Origin of the sequence: Pseudomonas sp. NMI542_15, assembly GCF_021283425.1 — a bacterium.
Lineage (GTDB): Bacteria > Pseudomonadota > Gammaproteobacteria > Pseudomonadales > Pseudomonadaceae > Aquipseudomonas > Aquipseudomonas fortuita.
Genome location: NZ_JAJSRO010000007.1, coordinates 1 through 22,617, shown reverse-complemented (window position 1 = coordinate 22,617; position 22,617 = coordinate 1). Strand labels below are relative to the sequence as shown.

Sequence of the window (22,617 nt, the reverse complement as noted above, 5' to 3'; positions counted from 1 at the left end):
CTAGGTGTCAGGCCCGTACATAACGCTGGCGCACCACGTCGCTCAACACATCCACCAGCAACACCAGCACCAGCATCCCGATGATCACCGTGCTGGCCTGGGCCTCCTGGAACAGGCTCAAGGTGGTGTACAGCATCTGCCCCAAGCCACCCGCCCCGACAAACCCCAGCACACTGGCCATACGGATGTTGTTTTCCCAGCGATACAAGCTGTAGGCCAGCAACTGCGGCCACAGGTTAGGCAAGGTGCCAAAACAGAACGCCGCCACCTGGCTGCCGCCCTGCAGGCGGATAGCCGCTGCCGGCTCCGGTGGTGCGTTCTCCAGCGCCTCGGCAAACAAGCGCCCCAGGACGCCAGCGGTATGCAGCGCCAGGGCCAGGGTGCCCGCATTGGGACCGAGGCCTGCCGCCAGCACTGTCAACGCCGCCCACACCAGTTCCGGGATGGCCCGCAGGGCGTTCAGCAACAGCCGCGCCGCGCCTTGTAACGGCCAGCCGAAACGCCCCGCCGCCGGCAGCGCCAGCAGCATCCCAAGCACCATTGCCAACAAGGTCCCCAGGCCTGACATGGCCAGTGTCTCCAGTGCGCCACGCCAGACCGCCTCAAGGTGCCCGGCAGACACATCTGGCTGCAGGAAACGCCCGGCATATTCGCCCATCTGCCCCAACCCGCCGTTGCCGACCAAGGCGCGCAAGTCCAATTCCAGGAAGGCGACCGAGGCCACTACCGCCACCGCGATGGCGCCAAGCAGCAGCAGGTTGATGGCGCGGTTCATGCCAGCCTCCAGCGCAGCAAGCGGCTGAGCAGGTCGGCCAGCATCACCAGCAGCAAGAACGTCAGCAGCATGCTCGCCACTTGCGCACCATCGAACATACGCATCGACAGGTCGATCTGTTGGCCCAGCCCGCCCGCCCCGACAAAGCCCATCACCACCGACGCCCGTACCGCACACTCCCAGCGGTACACGGTGTAAGACACCACTTCCGATGCAGCATTGGGCAGGATGCCGTAGAGAAACGCCGCCAGCCGGCCACTGCCCGCCTGCAACAAGGCATGCGCAGGGCGCTGGTCGACCGACTCGAAGATTTCGGCGTAGACCTTGCCAAGCATGCCGCTGTAGGTAATGGCGATCGCCAGTACGCCCGCCGTCGGCCCCAGCCCCACGGCGCGCACAAACAGCAGCGCCCAGACGATCTCTGGCACGCTACGCAGGAAAATCAGAAGCCCGCGCACCGGCAGGCGCAGCAGCCGCGACCAGAAGCCGGCCCGCCCGCCGCGTGAAGCGGCACGCAAAGACAACGCACGGCTGGCCAGCAAACCCGCCGGAATAGCCAACACCAACGCCAGCGCCATACCGGCAGTCGCCACGGCCAAGGTCTGCAAAGTGGCCTCATACAGTAGCGCAAGAAAATCGGCATCATGTGCCGGAGGCCAGAAGGCGCCAGTGAAACTGGCTATCTGCTGCCGGTTCTCGGCCTGCAGCAGTACCCACGGGTTCAACTCGCTCAAGCGGATGCCAGGCCACAGCACGGCCACTGCCAGCAAGGCCAGCAGCAACCGCGGCAGCAGGGCCGGGTCGCGGGTATCGGCCTTCAGCACCGCGGTATCTGCACGGTCAGGGTCGGCCCCTGGGTTGGCGGCGAAACGAGTTGTTCGTTGGCGTATAGCGCTTCCAGCAATTGCTCGGTAACGGCCTGGGCCGGGCAGTCGAACACCACCTGCCCTTCGCGGATACCGATTACCCGCGGAAAATGTGCCAGCGCCAGCTCAACGGCATGCAGGCTCGCCACCAGCGTCACGCCGTTGGCCTGGGCATGGCGGTTGAGCAAGGCCAGGCTGTGGTCGGCCAGTACCGGGTCCATGGCCGATACCGGTTCATCGGTCAGCAGCACCTGCGGTCGCTGGTACAGCGCCCGGGCAATGCCCACGCGCTGCAACTGGCCACCGGACAATTGCCCACACTGCACGAACAGTTTGCCGGCCAGCCCCAGCTCCGCCAAAACCTGGCGCACGCCCGGCACATCGCCGGGGTATAGCAGGTTGAGCAAACCGCGCATCACCCCCCACTGCCCCAGGCGGCCGGCCAGTACCGCTGTCACCACCCGCTGGCGTGGTGGCAAGGGCGGCGCCTGATGCACCAGGCCAACCCGCGCCCGCAGGCGCTGGCGTGCCCGGGCCGACAACGCCCAAGGCTGCTCGCCGAGCAGTTCCAGGCGCCCGCCGCTGGGCTGGATGGCCGTGGCCATCAGGTGCAGCAAGCTGGACTTGCCCGCCCCCGACGGCCCGATGATGGCAACCCGCTCGCCCTGCTCAATGCGCAGGCTCACCGCGTCAAGCGCGCGGACCTGGCCATGGCGCAGGCTGGCACCGTGCAGATGGATGGCTACATTCGAAGCGGTCACTTGAGCAGGCCGGCCTCACGTGCAGCTTGCTCGGTGCCCAGGTAGTTCTCAGGCTTGGTTTCGATGAAGCGGCTGGCGGCCTGCAGGTCCAGAATCGCCTTGTGCTCCGGGTTGGCCGGGTCGAGTTCAAGGAAGGCTTTCTTGATCTTGTCCTTCAACGCAGGGTCCATGTTGCCGCGCACGGTCCAGTTGTAGTCGAAGTAAGTCGGGGTGGTGGCGAACACCTTCACCTTGCTGGTATCCACCTTGCCGGCATCCACCAGCTTTTGCCACACACTGGCGTTGAGCACGCCACCATCTACCTTGCCAGCCTGTACCCAAGCCACGGTGGCGTCATGGGCCCCCGAGTAGGCCACGCGGCTGAAGTACGCTTCAGGCTTGATGTTGTCCTGCTTGAGCATGAAGTAGCGTGGCATCAGGCTGCCCGACGTGGACGAAATGGAACCGAAGGCAAACGACTTGCCCTTGAGGTCGGCCAGGCTCTTCACGTCGGGGTTGGCAGTAATGAACTTGGAGGTGAACTGCGCGTCCTGCTCACGCTGCACCAGCGGCGTGGCGGACGGGTCCTTCAGGTGCACCTGCACAAAGGTGAAGCCACCCAGCCAGGCCAGGTCCAGGCGGTCGGCGGCCAGCGACTCGACCACCGCCGGGTAATCGGCCACCGGTACGAACTTCACTTCCATGCCCAGCTGCTTGGCCAGGTATTCACCCAATGGCTTGAACTTGCGCTGCAGTTCGGTAGGCGCTTCGTCGGGAATGGCGCTGACCCGCAGGGTTTCAGCGGCCTGAGCGGCAACGGCACAGCAAGACAGCACGAGACCGGCGGCGAGCGCCAGGGGGCGTTTGAGCATGGGTATTCTCCGGTTCAATAGCGGGGAAATGCCGACAAATCCGCCGACAACGTGAATTATAAGAGGCAAGGGCCCAAAGGCCAGCTTTGCTACAATCGCGCGACAATTTGACCTGCTGAGGTACACATGAGCGAGCCGATTCGCCTGACCCAGTACAGCCATGGTGCCGGCTGTGGCTGCAAGATCTCCCCCAAGGTGCTGGACGTGATTCTCGCCGAAAGCGGCACCCAGGCCCTGGACCCGAAACTGTGGGTCGGCAACGCGTCGCGCGACGATGCCGCAGTGTACGCGCTCGACGATGAGCGCGGCGTGGTCTCGACAACCGACTTTTTCATGCCCATCGTCGATGACCCCTACGACTTCGGCCGCATCGCCGCCACCAACGCCATCAGCGACATCTACGCCATGGGCGGCGACCCGCTGATGGCCATCGCCATCCTCGGCTGGCCAGTCAACGTACTGCCACCGGAAGTGGCACGGGAAGTGATACGTGGCGGCCGTGCCGTGTGCGCCGAAGCCGGCATCCCGCTGGCTGGCGGCCACTCCATCGACGCGCCTGAGCCAATCTTCGGCCTGGCCGTCACCGGTGTGGTCAGCAAGCGCCACCTCAAGCGCAATGACACCGCCACTGCCGGCTGCCAGCTGTACCTGACCAAGCCACTGGGCATCGGCATCCTCACCACTGCCGAGAAAAAGGCCAAGCTGCGCGAACAAGACCAGGGCCTGGCCCGCGACTGGATGTGCACCCTCAACACCCCCGGCAGCCGCTTCGGCAAGCTCGACGGGGTCATGGCCATGACCGACGTGACCGGCTTCGGCCTGCTCGGCCACCTGGTCGAGCTGGCCGAAGGCAGCGGCCTTACCGCGCACCTGGACTACGCCGCTGTACCACGCCTGCCCAGTGTCGACCACTACCTGGCGGAGGGCTGCATCCCCGGTGGAACCCTGCGCAACTACGACAGCTACGGGCACAAGATCGGCACCCTCACTGATGACCAGAAGCACCTGCTGTGCGACCCGCAGACCAGCGGTGGCCTCCTGGTGGCCGTTACCCCGGAGGGTGAAGCCGGGTTCCTCACCGTGGCGGCCGAACTGGGCCTGCAACTGTCGCCAATCGGCAAGCTGGTCGAGCGACAGAGCCACGCGGTCGAGGTGATCTGATGCGCCCCGACTGCACCGACTTCCGTCAGCTGTTCCTCGACGATGTGCCGATGATGGACATGCGCGCCCCCGTGGAATTCGCCAAAGGCGCCTTCCCGGGCGTGGTCAACCTGCCATTGATGAACGACCAGGAGCGGCAGAAGGTCGGCACCTGCTTCAAACAGCAGGGCCAGGCCGCCGCCATCGCCCTTGGCCACCAGTTGGTCAGCGGCACCACCAAACAGGCTCGGATGGATGCCTGGGTGGCGTTCACCCAGGCCAACCCGCAAGGTTACCTGTACTGCTTCCGGGGCGGCCTGCGTTCGCAGATCGTGCAAGGCTGGCTACGCGATGAGGCGGGTATCCAGTACCCGCGTGTCAAAGGGGGCTACAAGGCCATGCGCACCTTCCTGCTGGAAACCACTCAGCAGGCTGTAGCGCAATGCGATTTCGTGCTCGTAGGTGGCCTGACCGGTACCGGCAAGACCGATGTGCTGCACCAGCTGGACAACGTGCTCGACCTGGAAGGCCATGCCAACCATCGCGGTTCCAGCTTCGGCAAACGCGCCACTGCACAACCGGCACAGATCGATTTCGAAAACCAGCTGGCCATCGATGTGCTTAAAAAGCGCGCCCGCGGCTGCGAGCAGTTCGTGCTGGAAGATGAAGGCCGCATTGTCGGCAGCTGCACGGTGCCACTGGAGTTGTACCAGGGCATGCAGCAATACCCGCTGGTGTGGCTGGAAGACAGCTTCGCCAACCGCGTGGAGCGCATCTTGCGCGACTATGTGGTCAACCTGAGTGCCGAGTTTATCGCCGTGCATGGCGAAGAGGATGGCCGCCGGTTGTTTGCCGAGCGCATGCTGCAAAGCATGGCCAACATCTACAAGCGCTTGGGTGGGGAGCGCTATCAGCGGCTTTCGGAGATCCTGCGCCTCGCCCTTGAAGAGCAACAGCGCAGCGGCGCAGTGGACCTGCACCGGGGCTGGATCGAAGGCTTGCTGAACGAGTATTACGACCCGATGTATGCCTACCAGCGTGCTGCCAAGGCAGAGCGTATCGAGTTTGCCGGGGATGCGGTGGAAGTGCGCGAATACCTCAAAGCTCGGGTGCTGCGCGAACCGCGCAAGTAAAAGCGGGGCCGCTTCGCGCCCCCATCGCCGGCACAGGCATCGTCATTGCCCCGGGCTGAGCACCCGTTCCAGCTCTGCCGCCCGGTCGCGGGTCATGTCCATCATGCATGACCCTCCCTCCAGCTGCGCCATGGTCCCGCCACTGGCCTGCACATGGAACTGGCAATTGCCATCCCGGTAGGCCAGCCATTTACGCTGCACATCCCGCAGGCTTTTCTGCTGCCCGGCATCCAGCTTGCCCATCAACTGCTTGTACACCCGGTTCAGGCGCTGGTCCTGCACGTGCGTCTCGGCCTGGATGCACTGGCTCATGGCCACGGTGCTGGAGGCCTTGTCCATGCACTGGCCGTAGGCCGGCGTGTAATCGTCCGCCACGGCCAGCGGCAAAATGCCGGCCAGTGCCAGGCCTGTCAGGCAATGCTTGATCATGCAAACCCTCCTTGCGGGTATCAAAACGACTGCGGCTGTTCCGGCGGCATCAGTACCTTGCCTGGCTGGAAGCGCAATGATTGCATCTGCGTTGCCGAATAAAGCGCCACGCCCAGCGCCGCAATCAACGCCACATCCAGCCAGTTCCAGCCCGGCATGTCGTCGGCGCTACGTGCCTTCCAGCAATGCCAGGCCTGCCCCAGGCAAAACACCCCAATGGCCGTCAGCCATAGATAAAAGCCAGCACCAAAACCGGTCAGGTCGTGGAACTCATAGCTCTGGTTGTCCGGAAGGCGGGTGATGCCGAAACTGCTGGCCGCCAGGTACGCCGCCACCAACCCGGCCAGCAATGCCAGGCGGCGGAACCGTCGATGGGCAAGAATGGCCAGGGCCAGCAGCGGGTTGGCAAACCATTGGTACAAGCCGAACGGCATACCCCATGGCCCGTACAGCAACATTTGCAGGGCCGGCATGTGGCGATCGCCACTCATCAGCGCGCCATCGAAAAACAGGGCGAGCAGATACAGCAGCAGGCTGATGCTAAGGTAGAAAACGGGCAAGGGGCACACCTGGAGGAAACGGGACAGCCTACGACCTTAACCCAGGCCCTGCCCCGCTTCCAGACCCTGGATGGTTGCCGCACGGAGACACCATGCGGCGCAAGACTATGCAACGGGTGGCTCAAGCAACAAGCCATAGATACCCGAGTCAGACAATTCGCCGGCCACACACCAGCGTGCCCGCAGGGTGCCCTCCAGCACGAAGCCCTGGCGCTCGAGTGTGCGCGCCGAGCCTTGGTTGCGGGGGTCGATTTCGCCTTCCAGGCGGCGCAGGTGCAGGGTGTGGGCGAGGTAATCGATGAAGCAGGTCAATGCTTCGTCCATGTAGCCCCTGCCCTGCACGGCACTGGCCAGGCAGTAGCCGATTTCGCCGCGGCGGGACACATCGTCGATGTTGAACAGCTGCACCATGCCGATGAGCTCACCATTGTCACGGCGATACATGCCGAGCTTGAGCTGGTCGCCATTGGCATAGGCTTCGCGGTCGGCGGCCAGGGCGCTTTCGGCTTCGGCCAGGTCTTGCCAGGGTGCATGGTGCCAATAACGCATGACCTCGGGGTCGGCCATGATCGCCAGCCATTGCGCGGCATCGGCATGGCGCATGGGGCGCAATTGCAGACGCGGGCTGTCGAGGCAGAGGTCACTGGGGAAACTGCGGGGTGGGGTCACGCCGGATCTCCTGTCCATTGCTGGGGAGATGACAGTTTAACGTCAAGTGCAGGGTTCAGGCAGCCCGGGGCTGCTTTGCAGCCCATCGCTGGCAAGCCAGGCTCCCACAGGTTCACCACAGGCCCGGAGCCTTGCACGCACCCTGTGGGAGCCTGGCTTGCCGGCGATGGAGCCGCAAAGCGGCTCCAAAAATCGCTCAGGCGCCTCGGTTCAAGCCCATTTCCATGTCATTGATCAGCGCCTTGGCCATGGCACTGAGAATCCGCGCTGCGCTGCCGGCGATCTTGTCGCCCTCCATCTCGGCTTCCTCGTTCAGGTGCTTGATGCAGCCGATCAGTACCGACAATTCATCGAATGCCAGATCAAGCGGTACACCTGGTTCAACCCGGTACAGCTCAAGGAATTTTTCCACGCCTGCGGTGGTGCGGGATTTGAGGTGGTTGGTCATGCCTTTGCCTCCAGCGCTTTCATATGGGCTAGCAGGGCATGCAGCTGGCTGGTCTGGGCCGACATGGCTTCGAGCAGTGAAGCACGCAAAATCGGCGCTTCGGCGTCGAGATACTGGATGATGATGCTGGAGAGGGTGTCCATTACCTGGGTGGCCTGGGACTTGGCGGCTTGGTAGGTCAGGTCTGTAACGGGTGGATCAGGGACAAGTTTCTTCATAGTCACCTCGAAATATTTTCAGAAGCAACCACTCGCATCCTTCTCACAGATAAGGTGGCAGCCGTACGCGAGGTGAGAAGACCGTGTTACGAGGTATTCACGGCCAGACCGAAGTCTGCACGCGCACGGCTGCCATAACTGGCAAGCCCTCTCGAAACGACGGGCTTCTCACACCCGGTCGCCGATTTTGTATGGCGACGCTGGAACGTTATCTCTGAGGTAGGTACTTGCCTATCAGACGGCATCCGACTGAGGTCGTAGGATAATTCCCAATCCCTGGCAACCTGAAGCATTTGGTTTCAGGTTCAGAATTTTCTTACAGCTGATGGCTAGCGCGATCCCTGTGGGAGCGGCCTTGTGCCGCGAAAGGGCCGCACAGCGGCCCCTAGGTATCAGCGGCGCTGCGGGAATTGCCGGGGCTGCTGTGCAGCCCTTTCGCGGCACAAGGCCGCTCCCACATTGACCGCGTCAGGCTGATCAATACTTCAGGCCACCTCAGCCCCATCATCCGGCCAATGCGGCTCGTTGGCGCCTGGCGGCGTCAGTGGTGGCAGCCCATACGCCGCCCGCGCATCGTCGCAGCTGGGGTTGTGCACCCCACCCTCCCACGATGCTTCGAACTCGCGGCAAGGGCTGGAGCGGTTGGCGTAAATGGTACAAGCAACTTCCTTACCGATCTCGCCTTCAAGGCTGACGCAACGGCAGGGCTTGGCATCGGTGCCGATCATGGCAACGCGGGTGGGGTTGATCTGTACCACCAGATCGTCCGGCACAACGCCCCCGGCAGACTGGCATTCGCCCCAGAAGAAGGACACACGGAAGTACCCGCAGCAGGCGCCGCAGTCAAGGCAAGGGTTATATTCAGACATGATGCCACGGAGGGAAGGTTGTTGTTATCGGGGCTGGCCCGCCGCGCCATTTTCAATCGAACCGGGGGCGGCTGGATAGAGGGCACACGCAAAAAATTTCGCCACTGATCCGGCCGCCCGCTTCATTCAGCGCAATGCCTTGTAGGTGGAGGCATCCCAACGCTGCAGCGCCAGGCCTTCGGTCGGGTCATAGGCATCACCACACACCTTGCTGAAGTGCGTGCGGGCTTCGCCGCAATGCACCAACCGGTCGTGCTTCTCCCCCTCGGTCAGCACCGTATACGATTTGCTGCGCATGGCTTGGTACTGCGTTTCGGCTGCGGCCATGGCCTGGTGATATTCCATCACCTGGCGGTCATCCAGGGCCAGTCGCTTGCCCAGTTGAACACCCCAGCGGGTCAGGCAGACTTCGGCGAAATGGCGAACGATAAGCCCGGGTTCCTTGAGCACATTGCCATCGCCGGCACCATCGACCGATGCATTACCCACCAGCGTGGCATGACGCCCCGGCATTGGATAAATGCAGATCTGCGTGCCACTGGCGACGGTAGGAATTACGCAGGCAAACCCTTTGGACCGCTCATCCCGCGAATAGAAGCCGACGTATTCACGCACGTTCTGCGCTAGCGCGATGCGCTCGGCCTGCACATTGCCAACACCCGGCACCGGGTCGATGGCGAAGATATTCACCGGCACCTCCCGCAGTACCGGGTCATTTGCCATGGCGTTGGCCAGCATGTGGCAGCTGATACCACCCCGGCTCCAGCCCACCAGGTTCACCTGGGTTGGAATGCGCGGCTTGCGGAACATGCTGATGATGCGCTCTTGCAACGCCTGCGGGGTTGGCTGGCGATCACCGTAGTCGTAGGTGCGCCAGAACCACGAGGCCGTGGAGGAAACGTCCGGTACAGGTACACCAGCGTCCTTCAGCCGCTGGTATTCTTCCTCGCTCAGCTTGGTGCGCTGCCAACTGCTTTCGCCTTTGATCACCTGCAGCACATGGTTGACGTTTTCTTCCCAGCCGCGGCCGAACAATTGGCCGGTCCAGTTGAAGTAGCCACCGGGTTCTACGAACAGGTTGTCATCCTGAAGGTTGCCGCTGCCTGGGCCGTCTACGGCGATCCAGTGGGCAAATTCGCGGCCCTCGTCATTTGCGGCCAGGGTCGAGACCAGCTCGCCGTTCCAGAAGTTGGGGTTTGCGTCGTCGAAACGGTGAGAACCGGTACCGCAGAAATAGGCGGTGAACACACTCATTGGGGAGTCTCTGTGGTGAGAAATGAGTGCTGAAGATAGGTAGGCAGATCGGGGAAATGCAGGCGGAAAGCTCGCCCTGGGGTAGATATGGGGCTGCCTGGCAGCCCCAACTGGCTTATTTGCGAGCCAGCCCATCAGCCCGGAACATCTGCCGGATCCCGCGGATGGCCTGGCGTATGCGGTCCTGGTTCTCGATCAGGGCAAAGCGCACATGGTCATCACCATATTCGCCAAAACCGATGCCCGGCGACACGCACACCTTGGCCTCGGCCAGGAGTTTTTTGGCAAACTCCAGCGACCCCATATGTGCATATTGCTCAGGGATCTTCGCCCACACGTACATCGACGCCTTGGGGTTCTCAACCATCCAGCCCAGTTCGTGCAGCCCTTTCACCAGCAAGTTGCGGCGCTGGCGATACTGTTCGGCAATGTCGCGCACGCACTGCTGATCGCCTTCCAGCGCGGCAATGGCAGCCACCTGCAACGGGGTGAAGGTGCCGTAGTCGTGGTAGCTCTTGATGCGCGCCAGGGCGCTGACCAGTTCGGGGTTGCCGACCATGAAACCGATCCGCCAGCCCGCCATGTTGTAGCTCTTGGACAGGGTAAAGAACTCTACGGCAATGTCCTTGGCACCAGGCACCTGCATGATCGACGGGGCCTTCCAGCCGTCGTAGACGATGTCGGCGTAGGCCAGGTCATGCACCACCAGCACGTCGTACTGCTTGGCCAGGGCCACCACGCGCTCGAAGAAGTCCAGTTCCACGCACTGAGCAGTGGGGTTGGACGGGAAGCCGAGGATCATCATCTTCGGCTTGGGGATCGACTCACGGATCGCCCGCTCGAGTTCGTTGAAGAAGTCCACACCCGGTATCAGCGGCACTGAACGCACCTGGGCACCGGCGATGACCGCACCGTAGATGTGGATGGGGTAGCTGGGGTTGGGCACCAGCACCGTGTCGCCCTGGTCGAGCGTGGCCAGCATCAGGTGGGCCAGGCCTTCTTTCGAGCCGATGGTGACGATGGCTTCGCTTTCCGGGTCGATGTCGACCTCGTAGCGTTCCTTGTACCAGTTGGAAATGGCCCGGCGCAGACGCGGGATACCGCGAGAGGTGGAATAGCCGTGGGTGTCTTCCCGCTGGGCAACCTGCACCAGCTTCTCGACGATGTGCGGCGGTGTAGCGCCGTCGGGGTTGCCCATGCTCAGGTCGATGATGTCTTCGCCACGGCGGCGGGCAGCCATCTTGAGCTCGGCAGTGATGTTGAAAACGTAAGGGGGGAGACGATCAATGCGCGCAAAGCGGCGCGGCGAACCTGGGTTAGCCATGGCTTCCTCTGAGGACGTAAGCGCCCGGAACCGTCCGAGCGACGTTGGCCGATGTGGCGGCCTGACTCAGAAGATAATGCCGAAACATAAAATATGTAAAGGACATTTTCCTGTTTTGTCATATATTTTCAGACGTATTATTTGAAAAGCCAGATTTCATGTTTCCTGTGCTGGCCTCTTCGCGGGCTCGCCCGCTCCCACAGGGTTACTCACAGCCCTGGGACCTGCGCCCGACCTGTGGGAGCGGGCAAGCCCGCGAAAGGGCCGGCACAGGAAGACAGGCATAAAAAAACCCCGGCACATGGCCGGGGTTTTCGTGAAACAGGCAGCAGTTTCAGCGTGCGTAGGTCATCAGCACGTCCGCAGCGGTTTGGCTGTCCACGCCCATCATCACGCTCAGGGCAGTGACGGTGAGGATCGAGAAGCTGAACACCTTGCGGGCCCACTTGCTGTCGTCCTCTGCCTTGTAGCCACCCCAGGCCATGTACAGCCAGTACAGGCCCATGGCAGCTGCCACGGCCAGGTAGCCGAGGCCGGCGTAACCGCCGAGGGTAAGCATCAAGGTGGCGAGCACGAAGGCCAGCACGTACAGCACGATCTGCTTCTTCGCCGCGAGGATGCCACGTGCCACCGGCAGGACCGGGATGTTGGCAGCGCTGTAATCCTTGAAGCGGAAGATGGCGATGGCAAAGCTGTGCGGCATCTGCCACAGGCTGAACATCACCAGCAGGGTTACCGCAGCCAGGTCGAAGCTGTTGCTTACGGCGCAGTAGCCGATCACCGGAGGCATGGCACCCGACAGGCTGCCGACCAAGGTGCCGTGCACCGATTTACGCTTCAGCCACAGGCTGTAGAAACCGACGTAGACGATGAAGCCTACAGCTGCGCAGAACGCCGACAGCGGGTTGGCCTGGACATACAGCAGGCTGAAACCCGCCACCCCGAGCAGGGTGGCGTAGATCAGCGCGAGGGGCAGCGACATGCCGCCCTGCACCATGACGCGGTTCTTGGTGCGCTCCATCTTGTGGTCGATGTCACGGTCGATGCAGTTGTTGAACACGCATCCGGACGCAACCACCAGCGAAGTACCGATCACCACCGCCAGGAACAAGGCGAAGTCCACATGGCCCTTCGAGGCAAGGAAGAAACCGCCTGCCACGGAAAGCACGTTACCGAAAATGATCCCCGGTTTGGTGATTTGGATAAAGTGCTTAACGGACATGCAGTCTTACCTCACTTGGCCATCATTTCGATGTGGATGTTGAACATGATCCACAGCGACAGGCCGACCAGCAGTGCAATTACCAGTACGGTGAACAGGAACGTCGACACGTTGTTGCGTTGCTCTTTCGAGCGGTCCATGTGCAGGAAGTACACCAGGTGTACAACTACCTGGATCACGGCCATGGCAACAATGATCAGAACGGTCAGGTTCTTCGGCAGGCTGGCGGTCATGGCCAGTGCGAACGGGATCGCAGTCAGGATGATCGACAGGACAAAGCCGATCATGTACGACTTGACGCTGCCGTGGTTACCTTCGTGATGAGTGTCGTGTGCGCTAGCCATTACAGAACCCCCAGCAGGTAGACGACGGTGAACACGCAGATCCAGACCACGTCCAGGAAGTGCCAGAACAGGCTCAGGCAGCTCATGCGGGTCTTGGCGGTCGGCGTGATGCCATGCTTGTTGATCTGGTACATCATGATTGCCATCCAGATCAGGCCGGCAGTCACGTGCAGACCGTGGGTACCTACCAGGGCGAAGAACGCCGACAGGAAGCCACTGCGCTGCGGGCCGAAGCCCTCGCTGATCAGGTGATGGAACTCATAGATTTCCATCGCGATGAAGCCTGCACCGAACAGGAAGGTCACAGCCAACCAGCCCAGTACACCGGCTTTCTTGCCATCGAACATCTTCAGCATGGCGAAGCCGAAGGTGATCGAGGACAGCAGCAGGAACAGCGTTTCAACAGCTACGAAATCGAGCTGGAAGATGTCATGACCCGACGGGCCGCCGGCAAAACTGCCGGACAGCACCGCGTAGGTGGCGAAGAGCGACGCAAACAGGATGCAGTCGGTCATCAGGTACAGCCAGAAACCCAGTACGGTCATCTGGCCCGAGTCGTGGTGGTGGTCGTCATGCCCATGGTCGTGACCATGAGCAGCGCCGCCGTGCATTACTTGACTGGACATTGATTACACCCGCTCAAACGATTCGACACGTGCGCCGGCAGGCAGAGCACCTGCTTTGGCCAGCGCTTTCATACGCTCGCCTTCGATGCGCGCCACTTCTTCGGCCGGAACCATGTAGCCCTGGTCGTCACGTGCAGCGTGGCGAACGAAGACTGCGATGGTTGCCAACAGGCTCGCGCCCACCAGCCACCAGATGTGCCAGATGAAGGCGAAGCCGAACACGGTCAGGAACATACCCATGAACAGACCGGTGGAGGTGTTGCTCGGCATGTGGATCGCTTCGTACTTGGCCGGGACCTTGTACGCAACACCGGCTTCCTTGGCTTCGTGCCAGGCGTCCAGACCAACTTTCTCAGGCATGTGAGCGAAGTTGTAGAACGGCGGTGGCGACGAAGTGGACCACTCGATGGTACGGCCGCCCCATGGGTCGCCAGTGACGTCCATGTTGTCTTTGCGGTCGCGAACCGACACGAAGATCTGGATCAGCTGGCAAGCGATACCGAACAGGATCAGCACGGCGCCGACAACGGCTACGTATAGGTAGGGTTCCCACAGTGGGTTGTCGGAGTGGTTCAGACGACGGGTCATGCCCATGAAGCCCAGGGCGTACAGCGGCATGAACGCAACGTAGAAGCCCGACAGCCAGAACCAGAAGGCAGCTTTGCCCCACTTCTCGTTCAGGGTGAAACCGAAGGCTTTCGGGAACCAGAAGGCGAAACCGGCGATGTAGCCGAATACCGCGCCACCGATGATCACGTTGTGGAAGTGCGCAATTACGAACAGGCTGTTGTGCAGAACGAAGTCAGCACCCGGAACGGCCAGCAGTACGCCGGTCATGCCACCGATGGAGAAGGTGACCATGAAGCCCAGGGTCCAGAGCATCGGTGCGGTGAAGCGCACACGGCCTTGGTACATGGTGAACAGCCAGTTGAACAGCTTCACACCGGTCGGGATGGAGATCAGCATCGTCGCCAGGCCGAAGAAGGTGTTGACGCTGGCGCCGGCACCCATGGTGAAGAAGTGGTGCAGCCATACCGCAAAGCCAAGGATGGCGATCGCGCCCGATGCGTAAATCATCGAGTGATGGCCGAACAGGCGTTTGCCAGAGAACGTCGAGGTAACTTCCGAGAACACGCCGAAGGCCGGCAGGATCAGGATGTAAACCTCAGGGTGACCCCACGCCCAGAACAGGTTGACGTACATCATCGGGTTCCCACCAAGCTCGTTGGTGAAAATGTGGAAGTCCAGATAACGGTCAACAGTCAGCAGAGCGAGTGCAGCAGTCAGAATCGGGAACGAAGCAACGATCAGTACGTTGGCCCAGGTGCAGGTCCAGGTGAAGATCGGCATGTCCATCAGCTTCATGCCAGGTGCGCGCATCTTCATCACGGTGACGAGGAAGTTCACGCCGGTAAGCGTCGTACCCAGTCCGGATAGCTGTAGCGCCCAGATGTAGTAGTCGACACCCACCCCAGGGCTGTACTGAATGCCTGCGAGCGGCGGATAGGCAACCCAGCCGGTCTTGGCGAATTCACCAACGCCCAGCGAGATGTTGACCAGCAGCACGCCTGCCAGCAGCAGGTAGAAGCTCAGGGAGTTCAGGAACGGGAAGGCAACGTCACGTGCACCGATCTGCAGAGGAACCGCCAGGTTCATCAGGCCGGTGAAGAACGGCATCGCCATGAAGATGATCATGATCACACCGTGAGCGGTGAAGATCTGGTCATAGTGTTCAGGCGGCAGGTAGCCTTCGGAGCCACCGGTAGCGGCAGCCAGCTGGGTACGCATCATGATGGCGTCGGCAAAGCCGCGCAGCAGCATGACCATCGCGACGATGATGTACATCACGCCGATCTTTTTGTGGTCGACAGTAGTCAGCCACTCGCTCCACAAGTAGGTCCACTTGCGGAAATAGGTGATAAGACCGACGACAGCGATACCGCCGAGCGCGATCATGGCAAGCGTCACCATGACTATCGGCTCGTGATAGGGTATCGCCTCCAGGCTTAATTTACCGAACATCTCTTACTCCTCTGCACCGGCAGCTGGTTGCATACTCGATTCCACACCCTTGGTTGTGGCCAGATCTTTGCTGCCTGCTTCTTCGTGGCTACGACCGCGGTTCATGCCTTCGTACTTGTCGACGATCAGCTGGAACTGCTCTGGCGAAGCCTCGCTATACAGCGCGACCGGGTTGTTTTCGCTTGGTTTGGCCAAGGCGTCGTATTCAGCCTTGTCCAGCTTCTTCGGCGACTGCTTGACTTCAGCGACCCACTTGTCGAAGTCTTCCTGAGAGGTGGCAGTAGCCTTGAATTTCATGCCGGTGAAGCCAGCACCGCTGTAGTTGGCGCTGATACCGTCAAACACACCGTTTTCGTTGGCGATCAGGTGCAGCTTGGTGGTCATGCCGGCCATGGCGTAGATCTGGCCGCCCAGGCCCGGGATGAAGAACGAGTTCATCACGGCGTCGGAAGTGACGCGGAAGTTGACCGGGGTGTTAGCCGGGAAGACGATCTTGTTGACCGTGGCAATGCCCTGTTCCGGGTAGATGAACAGCCACTTCCAGTCCAGTGCGACAACGTCGATCTGGATCGGCTTCACGTCCGAGTCCAGCGGACGGTACGGGTCCAGCTTGTGGGTGGAGTGGTAAGTGACGTAACCCAGGGCGATGATGATCAGGATCGGGATGATCCACACCGCAGCCTCGATCTTGGTCGAGTGCGACCAGTCAGGGGTGTAGGTGGCTGCCTTGTTGGAAGCACGGTACTTCCAGGCGAACGCCAAGGTCATGATGATCACAGGGATAACCACCAGCAGCATCAGGCCGGTAGCGATCAGGATCAGGTTCTTTTGCTCAATGCCGACCTGTCCCTTCGGGTCGAGCAGGGTCCAGTTGCACCCACTGAGTAAAAGCATGCCTAAAAAGGGCAATATGCCAAACAGTCTGGGGTAACGCTTTTTACTCATCTCACGACCTCTAGATCAGCTTGCTTCAATGCAATTTGTGTTTTGGTAGCCAACACTTCGTCCTGCCAAGTGAGGCATTTTGCGCCCGTACTCGCTCCTGCCTGGGGTCCGACTGCAGGACCTTGGCTTCAAGCGTTGTTAGCGGTGCTTATGGTTTCGTAGGCAACAGGCCTGTACTTCAGACCAAGTCCATTTGGTGCGGGAAAACGCGGAGGGGGGTCCGCCCGGTATCGCCGTTGGGCGAAACTTGACGAAGTCAGCAAAAAGGAGCGCTGGGGCTTCCTTCAATCCTGCGACTCGCAAGCAGTGCCGAACGGAAATTGGGGGCGATTGTAGTGAGGTCGCCAACCCTTGACTATGACTTATTGAGCAACAGTCTTTTACAGAATGTGCAACAATGCTGCTCGATAATTCAACTTCGCGACAGTTTGTCGCACCCCGCTTGCCAGGCCTCAAAGCCGCATTCTACAAGGCTTTGTGATTGATCTGGATCAAGCGGTGAGCGACTTTTCCCTCTTCACATGCGCTGTAAAAGACCCTATGCGATTCGGGACTTTTGTCTAAGCCTGGCGTCGGTTGCGGTAGATCCCGAGCGGCACCAGGATGGCGGTGAGCACGAACGCCACAAGCGCCCATTGCGCCAGCGACAAACCGAGGAGTGGCGGGTACGGGGTGCTGCAGAAGCCGTCGACCTGGAATGCCAGCGGCCACAGCTTGGCCAGCGGCAGGTCATCCACGATCGGCTGGAGGGTGTCGATGCCGCAACTGACCATGGGGTTGGCGAGTATATACACATGGTTGCCGGCCGCAATGATTCCGCCAATCGCGCTGAGCACAACCAGTGCTTCGAAGAAGGTCAGGCTGCGGCGCCCGGGCATCGCTGCGGCGATGAAGGCAAACACGGCAATGAACAGCAGCGCGTAACGCTGCAGGATACACAACGGGCACGGTGCCTCGCCCAGTACCACTTGCATGTAGAGGGCGCCGCCAATCAGCGAAAGGCAGATCAGGCCCAACAGCACCAGAAAGCGCCGTTCCCGATTCAGGCGCGATGTTTGTTCGTTCATTGCCGGTTCCTTCGATGGATAGTGGCAGCGTGGTCCGCCTGCCTGGGCGCAAGTCTACACGCTGGGCAGGGCCTTTGAGCGTGCCGAGGAAGCGGCGTGACAGCACTGCGCAGGGCTATCCGGTGTGGCTGAGACCGGCCGCAACAACGTCGGTTCAACGCCGGGCGGCAAAAAAACGGCTGCACGGGTACCGCGCAGGGGCAAGCCCCTCGACACCCGGGAGTGAAGGATACCGTGATTAAAGGAGGATTAAAGATGAAAGCTGAGCAGGCGCTTTTCATCTCTCCTTATATATAGGCAGGAAGGAGTACTGTGGCTGGGATACATATTTGTGCCTGTACCGGCCCCTTCGCGGGCAAGCCCGCGAAGGGCCCGGTACAGGCGTTGCATCAATCCAGGGCAGCCGCCGGCCCGAAGAACTCGTAGCGGCTCTGCTGCTCCGGCACACCCAGGCCCTTCAACTGGCGCTTCACCGCCGCCATGAACGCCTTTGGCCCAAGGAAGTACGCATCCACATCCCGCTCCTGCGGCAGCCACTCGGCCAGCAGGTCCTCACTCAGCAGGCCGACGGCATCGGCCTCGGCGCCCTCCGCAGGCTCCGCATAGCAGTAGAAGCGCTTGAGCTGCGGATAACGCGCCGCCAGGCCATCGACCCAGTCACGGAAGGCATGCACCGCACCGTTACGCGCACAGTGGATGAAGTGCACCTCACGCCGGGTTTGCAGCGCGGCCTGCAACATCGCCAGGGTCGGTGTAATGCCTACGCCGCCACTGATCAGCACCAGCGGCTTGTCGCTGGCTGCCAGGGTAAAGTCACCCGCAGGCGGGAACAGTTGCAGGGTCTCGCCCACCACCAGCTGATCGTGCAGGTAATTGGAAACCTTGCCGCCCGCCTCGCGCTTGACGCTGATGCGGTACTCCTTGCCATCGCACAGCGCCGACAGGGAGTAGTTGCGGCGCTGTTCGGCTCCGTCAATGTCCAGTTTCAGGCCGATGTACTGGCCTGGCTCGGCCTTGAGCACTGGCTTGCCATCCACCGGTACAAAGTAGAACGAGACGATCTCGCTGCTTTCCTGCTCGCGGCGTACCAGGCGGAATGCGCGGGTACCGCGCCAGCCGCCCTCGGCCTCTTCCTTCTGTTTATAAAGGTTTTCCTCTGCACCCATCAGGATGTCGGCCAGCTGACCATAGGCCGCGGCCCAGGCATCGATCACTGCCGGGGTGGCAATTTCCTTGCCCAACACTTCTTCGATGGCGCGCAGCAGGCAACTGCCGACGATCGGGTAGTGCTCCGGCAGAATCTGCAGGGCAACATGCTTGTTGATGATCTGCCCAACCAGGCCGCCCAACTGCTCCAGCTGGTCGATGTGGCGGGCATACAGGAGCACGCCGTTGGCCAAGGCGCGTGGTTGGTCACCACTGGCCTGGTGGGCCTGGTTGAACAGTGGGCGTACCTCTGGGTACTCGTTGAGCATCATCTTGTAGAAGTGGGTGGTCAGTGCTTCGCCGCCGCTTTCCAGCAGGGGGACAGTGGCCTTGATGATTGCACGTTGTTCGGCATTGAGCATTGCAGCAACTCCTGAGCCTGTGGCTTCAAATGACTGCCCTTGCCGTTTCAGCATTCGTGCCAACTTTCACAGCCAGCAAAATCAAGGGCTTGATGCAGTCCATGTCAAAATGACTCGGCTCGGTGTATAGTCATATCGACCTACAGGAGTCAATATGACTACAAAGCCGTTGCTAACCGCCCTGCTGCCCCTCGTCAGTGATCTGTCCCGCGATTTGCCCGATCAGGAGCGCTACCGCCGCCTGCTGCAGGCCATGCGCAGCCTGCTGCCGTGCGACGCCGCTGCGCTGCTGCGCCTGGACGGTGAATGGCTGGTACCCCTGGCTGTGGACGGCCTGAGCCCCGACACCCTGGGCCGCCGATTCCGGGTCAGTGAGCATCCGCGGTTCCAGATTTTGCTCAGCCGACCGGAACCCACCCGGTTTGCCAGCGACTCCGAACTGCCCGACCCCTACGATGGCCTGGTCAACGCCGCAGATGCCGACCTTGAAGTGCACGACTGCATGGGCTGCCCATTGATGGTCGATGAACGCCCGTGGGGCCTGGTCACCCTCGACGCCCTCACCCCCGGGCAATTCCAGAGCCTGGAGCTGGATGCCCTGCAGGCCTTCGCCAGTTTGGCGGCCGCCACCGTTACCGTGGCCGAGCGCATCGAGCACCTGGCCCTGCGTGCTGAAGACGAACACCTGCGCGCCGAGATCTACCGCCAGGCCAGCGGCCAGGACAAAGAGCTGATTGGCCAGAGCGCCGCACACAAGCGCCTGGTAGAAGAAATCCGCCTGGTCGGCGGCAGCGACCTCACCGTGCTGATCACCGGCGAAACCGGGGTTGGCAAGGAACTGGTGGCCCAGGCCCTGCACCAGGCCAGCAGCCGCGCCGACAAGCCGCTGGTCAGCCTCAACTGTGCCGCCCTGCCCGACACCCTGGTCGAGAGCGAACTGTTCGGCCATGTACGCGGTGCCTTCACCGGTGCGCACGGCGAACGCCGTGGCAAGTTCGAACTGGCCAACGGTGGCACGCTGTTCCTCGACGAAGTGGGCGAACTGCCACTCACCGTGCAGGCCAAGCTGCTGCGGGTGCTGCAAAGCGGCCAGCTGCAACGCCTGGGCTCGGACCGCGAGCACCGGGTGGACGTGCGCCTGATCGCCGCTACCAACCGCGACCTGGCTGCCGAAGTGCGCAATGGCAACTTCCGCGCCGACTTCTACCACCGCCTCAGCGTATACCCGCTACACGTGCCGCCCCTGCGCGAACGTGCTCGAGATGTACTGCTGTTGGCTGGCTATTTCCTTGAACAGAACCGATCGCGACTTGGCCTGAACAGCTTGCGCCTGAGCCACGACGCCCAAACCGCGCTGGTCGCCTACGACTGGCCAGGCAATGTGCGCGAACTGGAACACCTGATTGGCCGTTCGGCACTCAAGGCGCTCGGCCAGCACCCTGACCGGCCACGTATCCTCACCCTCGAAGCCATCGACCTGGACCTGCGCGTTACCCCCCCGACAACGGGCTCACAACCCTCCTCTGCAGCCCCGCTGCAGGTGGCAGCATTGCCTGAAGGCGGCTTGCGCGAAGCGGTCGATATCTACCAGCGCCAGGCGATAGAAGCCTGCCTGCAACGGCATCAGGACAACTGGGCGGCGGCCGCCCGTGAGCTGGGCCTGGACCGCGCAAACCTGAGCCGATTGGCCCGCCGGCTGGGGCTTCGCTGAGGTTCACCTACAAAAGGATTAACCCAGAAAGCCATCTGGTTGCTTCCTGCCCGGCTGCTATATCTCCCTAACCACCCGTTTTTCGACTGCCTGGTCGAGACTGCGCCTAACAACCCTGAAAGGGTGTGTTACGCCGGTTGTGGCCCGAACAGTCGGGCCGGGGGATCCGGATACCAGCAGGGAGCATCCATGGACAACATCGTCGTCGCCGATAAGCAATCCGAAGTCGCCACGCAGAGCGCCTGGGGCAATATCAATCTCAAAGGGCCAGGCGTCGTGCAGATGCCGGTATCTCCCGACAAGGTGGCTACCGTTACCCAGCGCGGGCAGGACCTGATCGTCACCCTCAAGTCGGGTGAAAAGGTCACCATCGGCAACTTCTTCGCCGTGGACCAGGCCGGGGTCGGCAGCGACATGGTCTTCGTCGGCGAAGACGGCACCCTGTGGCATGCCCAGTACGATGCGGCAGCGTTCACCGGCTTTACCTTCGAAGACGTGGCCTCGCTGGACGAACTGGTGGCGGGTATCGGCACCGCCGGCAGTGCCATGCCGACCTGGGCGATTGCCGGGCTCAGCCTGCTCGGCGTGGGCGGCGCAGCGGCAGCGGCAAACAACGGCGGCGGTGGCAGCAGCGGCGGTTCCGACCCCGACACCGCCGCACCGGCCACGCCTATCGACCTGCTGGTGTCGCCGGATGGCCTGCGCCTGAGCGGCCGCGGTGAAGCGGGCACCACGGTTAACATCCGCGATGCCGCTGGCAACCTGATCGGCAGCGGCACCGTGGGTGCCGACGGCAGCTTCAACGTGACGTTGAACCCACCGCAGGTCAACAGCGAGAACCTTGAAGTCACCCTGACCGATGGCGCCGGAAATGTCTCGGCGCCAGGCACCGTCACCGCCCCGGACGCAACCGCGCCACTGGCACCGACCGACCTCGCGATCAATGAACAGGGCGCCAACCTTACCGGTCGCGGCGAACCCGGCGCCACCGTGCAGGTGCGCGATGCCGCCGGCAACCTCATCGGCAGTGGCCTGGTGAACGCCGACGGTACCTTCAGCCTCACCCTTTCGCCCGCCCAGGCCAATGGCGAGGTACTGGACATCCGCCAGGTCGATGCCGCTGGCAACAGTTCGATACCACTGGAATTCACAGCCCCGGACATCACCGCCCCAGGTGCCCCGACCGAGCTGGCCGTCAGCGCGGATGGCACCGTCCTGACCGGCCGTGCCGAACCGGGCAGCACTGTGCGTATCGTGGCTGCCGATGGCACCGAACTGGGCACGGCTGTAGTCGGCCCAACCGGCGTGTTCAGCATCAACCTCAACCCCCCACAGGTTGACGGCGAAGTCCTGCAAGCCACCGCGACCGATGCCGCTGGCAATACATCCGTAGCCAGCGCGGTCACTGCGCCGGATATCGACGGGGGCGACACCACGCCGCCTGAGGCCCCGACCAATCTGGTCATCGGCCTGGCCGGCAGCCAGCTGAGCGGCCGTGGCGAAGCCGGCACCACCGTGCAAGTGCGTGATGCCGCAGGCAACATCATCGCGACGGGTACCGTTGGTGCGGATGGCACCTTCGTCATCGCCCTGGCCCCTGCCGTGAACGACGGCAGTGCCCTGCAAGTGACCCTGACCGACGCTGCTGGCAACGTGTCCCAGCCGGGCTCGGTCACCTCAGCCGACCTGCTGCCGCCGGCTCAACCAACTGACCTGGCCCTGGCCGACGGCGTGACCTTCACCGGTCGCGGCGAACCGGGCGCTACCGTGCAGGTGCGTGATGCCGCAGGCACTCTCATCGGCACTGGCACTGTG

The 22,617-nt window shown here is 62.0% G+C and carries 23 protein-coding genes; 4 read left to right on the top strand and 19 right to left on the bottom strand.

Annotation, left to right across the window (positions count from 1 at the left end; all coding sequences use genetic code 11):
* Positions 1–7 precede the first annotated feature (7 nt).
* From phnE to LU684_RS12555, 4 genes are read right to left on the bottom strand one after another with little or no spacing between them, the layout of a single operon-like run.
* The gene (gene phnE / locus LU684_RS12570; protein WP_232894697.1) at positions 8–775 is read right to left on the bottom strand and encodes a phosphonate ABC transporter, permease protein PhnE; all 768 of its coding nucleotides are present in this window, start codon (positions 773–775) and stop codon (positions 8–10) included.
* Entirely contained in the window at positions 772–1,599 is an 828-nt protein-coding gene (locus tag LU684_RS12565; protein WP_060517650.1) for a PhnE/PtxC family ABC transporter permease, read from the bottom strand. The genes phnE and LU684_RS12565 overlap by 4 nt, the downstream gene beginning before the upstream one ends.
* Positions 1,593–2,402 carry a phosphonate ABC transporter ATP-binding protein gene (locus LU684_RS12560; RefSeq protein ID WP_232894696.1) on the bottom strand — a complete coding sequence of 270 codons (810 nt, stop codon included), beginning with the start codon at positions 2,400–2,402 and terminating at the stop codon, positions 1,593–1,595. The genes LU684_RS12565 and LU684_RS12560 overlap by 7 nt, the downstream gene beginning before the upstream one ends.
* Positions 2,399–3,253 (bottom strand): putative selenate ABC transporter substrate-binding protein, encoded by an 855-nt coding sequence (locus tag LU684_RS12555; RefSeq protein WP_016484955.1) that lies wholly within the window; start codon positions 3,251–3,253, stop codon positions 2,399–2,401. The genes LU684_RS12560 and LU684_RS12555 overlap by 4 nt, the downstream gene beginning before the upstream one ends.
* A gap of 126 nt (positions 3,254–3,379) precedes the next feature.
* Here LU684_RS12555 and selD point away from each other — a divergent pair, with 126 nt between their 5' ends.
* Complete coding sequence (gene selD, locus LU684_RS12550; RefSeq protein WP_016484954.1) at positions 3,380–4,414, top strand: selenide, water dikinase SelD; 1,035 nt, start codon at positions 3,380–3,382, stop codon at positions 4,412–4,414.
* The gene (gene mnmH, locus LU684_RS12545; RefSeq protein WP_060517653.1) at positions 4,414–5,526 is read left to right on the top strand and encodes a tRNA 2-selenouridine(34) synthase MnmH; all 1,113 of its coding nucleotides are present in this window, start codon (positions 4,414–4,416) and stop codon (positions 5,524–5,526) included. The genes selD and mnmH overlap by 1 nt, the downstream gene beginning before the upstream one ends.
* A 42-nt stretch (positions 5,527–5,568) precedes the next feature.
* Here the strand turns inward: mnmH and LU684_RS12540 are convergent, their stop codons facing one another.
* From LU684_RS12540 to hmpA, 15 genes are all read right to left on the bottom strand, one after another.
* Entirely contained in the window at positions 5,569–5,955 is a 387-nt protein-coding gene (locus LU684_RS12540; protein WP_016484952.1) for a lysozyme inhibitor LprI family protein, read from the bottom strand.
* A 20-nt stretch (positions 5,956–5,975) separates the two neighbouring features.
* Positions 5,976–6,515, bottom strand: coding sequence for a hypothetical protein (locus tag LU684_RS12535; protein WP_232894694.1), 540 nt, complete (start codon positions 6,513–6,515; stop codon positions 5,976–5,978).
* A 105-nt stretch (positions 6,516–6,620) separates the two neighbouring features.
* Positions 6,621–7,184 (bottom strand): GNAT family N-acetyltransferase, encoded by a 564-nt coding sequence (locus LU684_RS12530; protein ID WP_016484950.1) that lies wholly within the window; start codon positions 7,182–7,184, stop codon positions 6,621–6,623.
* Between the two features lie 196 nt (positions 7,185–7,380).
* A complete protein-coding gene (locus LU684_RS12525; protein ID WP_060517655.1) occupies positions 7,381–7,632 on the bottom strand; it encodes a DUF3077 domain-containing protein in 252 nt (83 codons plus the stop codon).
* Complete coding sequence (locus LU684_RS12520; RefSeq protein ID WP_095115827.1) at positions 7,629–7,850, bottom strand: hypothetical protein; 222 nt, start codon at positions 7,848–7,850, stop codon at positions 7,629–7,631. The genes LU684_RS12525 and LU684_RS12520 overlap by 4 nt, the downstream gene beginning before the upstream one ends.
* A 485-nt stretch (positions 7,851–8,335) precedes the next feature.
* Positions 8,336–8,719 carry a YkgJ family cysteine cluster protein gene (locus LU684_RS12515; RefSeq protein ID WP_016501425.1) on the bottom strand — a complete coding sequence of 128 codons (384 nt, stop codon included), beginning with the start codon at positions 8,717–8,719 and terminating at the stop codon, positions 8,336–8,338.
* Between the two features lie 126 nt (positions 8,720–8,845).
* Complete coding sequence (locus tag LU684_RS12510; RefSeq protein WP_232894693.1) at positions 8,846–9,973, bottom strand: hypothetical protein; 1,128 nt, start codon at positions 9,971–9,973, stop codon at positions 8,846–8,848.
* A gap of 115 nt (positions 9,974–10,088) precedes the next feature.
* Positions 10,089–11,297, bottom strand: a complete 1,209-nt coding sequence (gene alaC / locus LU684_RS12505; protein ID WP_145913339.1) for an alanine transaminase — start codon at positions 11,295–11,297, stop codon at positions 10,089–10,091.
* A gap of 334 nt (positions 11,298–11,631) precedes the next feature.
* Positions 11,632–12,519: a heme o synthase gene (cyoE, locus tag LU684_RS12500; protein ID WP_232894692.1), complete on the bottom strand. Its 888-nt coding sequence runs from the start codon at positions 12,517–12,519 to the stop codon at positions 11,632–11,634.
* 11 nt (positions 12,520–12,530) lie between these two features.
* On the bottom strand, positions 12,531–12,863 hold the full coding sequence (gene cyoD, locus LU684_RS12495; RefSeq protein WP_016484943.1) for a cytochrome o ubiquinol oxidase subunit IV: 333 nt from the start codon (positions 12,861–12,863) through the stop codon (positions 12,531–12,533).
* Entirely contained in the window at positions 12,863–13,489 is a 627-nt protein-coding gene (gene cyoC / locus LU684_RS12490; protein WP_016484942.1) for a cytochrome o ubiquinol oxidase subunit III, read from the bottom strand. The genes cyoD and cyoC overlap by 1 nt, the downstream gene beginning before the upstream one ends.
* 3 nt (positions 13,490–13,492) lie before the next feature.
* Positions 13,493–15,511: a cytochrome o ubiquinol oxidase subunit I gene (cyoB, locus tag LU684_RS12485; RefSeq protein WP_016484941.1), complete on the bottom strand. Its 2,019-nt coding sequence runs from the start codon at positions 15,509–15,511 to the stop codon at positions 13,493–13,495.
* 3 nt (positions 15,512–15,514) lie between these two features.
* Positions 15,515–16,456, bottom strand: coding sequence for a ubiquinol oxidase subunit II (gene cyoA / locus LU684_RS12480; RefSeq protein WP_016484940.1), 942 nt, complete (start codon positions 16,454–16,456; stop codon positions 15,515–15,517).
* Between the two features lie 560 nt (positions 16,457–17,016).
* The gene (locus tag LU684_RS12475) at positions 17,017–17,523 is read right to left on the bottom strand and encodes a disulfide bond formation protein B (protein WP_016484939.1); all 507 of its coding nucleotides are present in this window, start codon (positions 17,521–17,523) and stop codon (positions 17,017–17,019) included.
* Between the two features lie 389 nt (positions 17,524–17,912).
* Entirely contained in the window at positions 17,913–19,091 is a 1,179-nt protein-coding gene (hmpA, locus tag LU684_RS12470) for an NO-inducible flavohemoprotein (RefSeq protein WP_016484938.1), read from the bottom strand.
* A 154-nt stretch (positions 19,092–19,245) separates the two neighbouring features.
* Here hmpA and norR point away from each other — a divergent pair, with 154 nt between their 5' ends.
* On the top strand, positions 19,246–20,802 hold the full coding sequence (gene norR / locus LU684_RS12465; protein ID WP_232894691.1) for a nitric oxide reductase transcriptional regulator NorR: 1,557 nt from the start codon (positions 19,246–19,248) through the stop codon (positions 20,800–20,802).
* 189 nt (positions 20,803–20,991) lie between these two features.
* A partial coding sequence (locus LU684_RS12460) for an Ig-like domain-containing protein (protein WP_232894690.1) occupies positions 20,992–22,617 on the top strand: 1,626 nt, incomplete at its 3' end.

Excerpts from the sequence above, each read along its gene's own strand:
- phnE (WP_232894697.1), bottom strand. The coding sequence starts at position 775 with ATGAACCGCGCCATCAACCTGCTGCTGCTTGGCGCCATCGCGGTGGCG.
- LU684_RS12555 (WP_016484955.1), bottom strand. The coding sequence starts at position 3,253 with ATGCTCAAACGCCCCCTGGCGCTCGCCGCCGGTCTCGTGCTGTCTTGC.
- selD (WP_016484954.1), top strand. The coding sequence starts at position 3,380 with ATGAGCGAGCCGATTCGCCTGACCCAGTACAGCCATGGTGCCGGCTGT.
- mnmH (WP_060517653.1), top strand. The coding sequence starts at position 4,414 with ATGCGCCCCGACTGCACCGACTTCCGTCAGCTGTTCCTCGACGATGTG.
- LU684_RS12540 (WP_016484952.1), bottom strand. The coding sequence starts at position 5,955 with ATGATCAAGCATTGCCTGACAGGCCTGGCACTGGCCGGCATTTTGCCG.
- LU684_RS12525 (WP_060517655.1), bottom strand. The coding sequence starts at position 7,632 with ATGACCAACCACCTCAAATCCCGCACCACCGCAGGCGTGGAAAAATTC.
- LU684_RS12520 (WP_095115827.1), bottom strand. The coding sequence starts at position 7,850 with ATGAAGAAACTTGTCCCTGATCCACCCGTTACAGACCTGACCTACCAA.
- LU684_RS12515 (WP_016501425.1), bottom strand. The coding sequence starts at position 8,719 with ATGTCTGAATATAACCCTTGCCTTGACTGCGGCGCCTGCTGCGGGTAC.
- LU684_RS12510 (WP_232894693.1), bottom strand. The coding sequence starts at position 9,973 with ATGAGTGTGTTCACCGCCTATTTCTGCGGTACCGGTTCTCACCGTTTC.
- alaC (WP_145913339.1), bottom strand. The coding sequence starts at position 11,297 with ATGGCTAACCCAGGTTCGCCGCGCCGCTTTGCGCGCATTGATCGTCTC.
- cyoE (WP_232894692.1), bottom strand. The coding sequence starts at position 12,519 with ATGTCCGTTAAGCACTTTATCCAAATCACCAAACCGGGGATCATTTTC.
- cyoD (WP_016484943.1), bottom strand. The coding sequence starts at position 12,863 with ATGGCTAGCGCACACGACACTCATCACGAAGGTAACCACGGCAGCGTC.
- cyoC (WP_016484942.1), bottom strand. The coding sequence starts at position 13,489 with ATGTCCAGTCAAGTAATGCACGGCGGCGCTGCTCATGGTCACGACCAT.
- cyoB (WP_016484941.1), bottom strand. The coding sequence starts at position 15,511 with ATGTTCGGTAAATTAAGCCTGGAGGCGATACCCTATCACGAGCCGATA.
- cyoA (WP_016484940.1), bottom strand. The coding sequence starts at position 16,456 with ATGAGTAAAAAGCGTTACCCCAGACTGTTTGGCATATTGCCCTTTTTA.
- LU684_RS12475 (WP_016484939.1), bottom strand. The coding sequence starts at position 17,523 with ATGAACGAACAAACATCGCGCCTGAATCGGGAACGGCGCTTTCTGGTG.
- hmpA (WP_016484938.1), bottom strand. The coding sequence starts at position 19,091 with ATGCTCAATGCCGAACAACGTGCAATCATCAAGGCCACTGTCCCCCTG.
- norR (WP_232894691.1), top strand. The coding sequence starts at position 19,246 with ATGACTACAAAGCCGTTGCTAACCGCCCTGCTGCCCCTCGTCAGTGAT.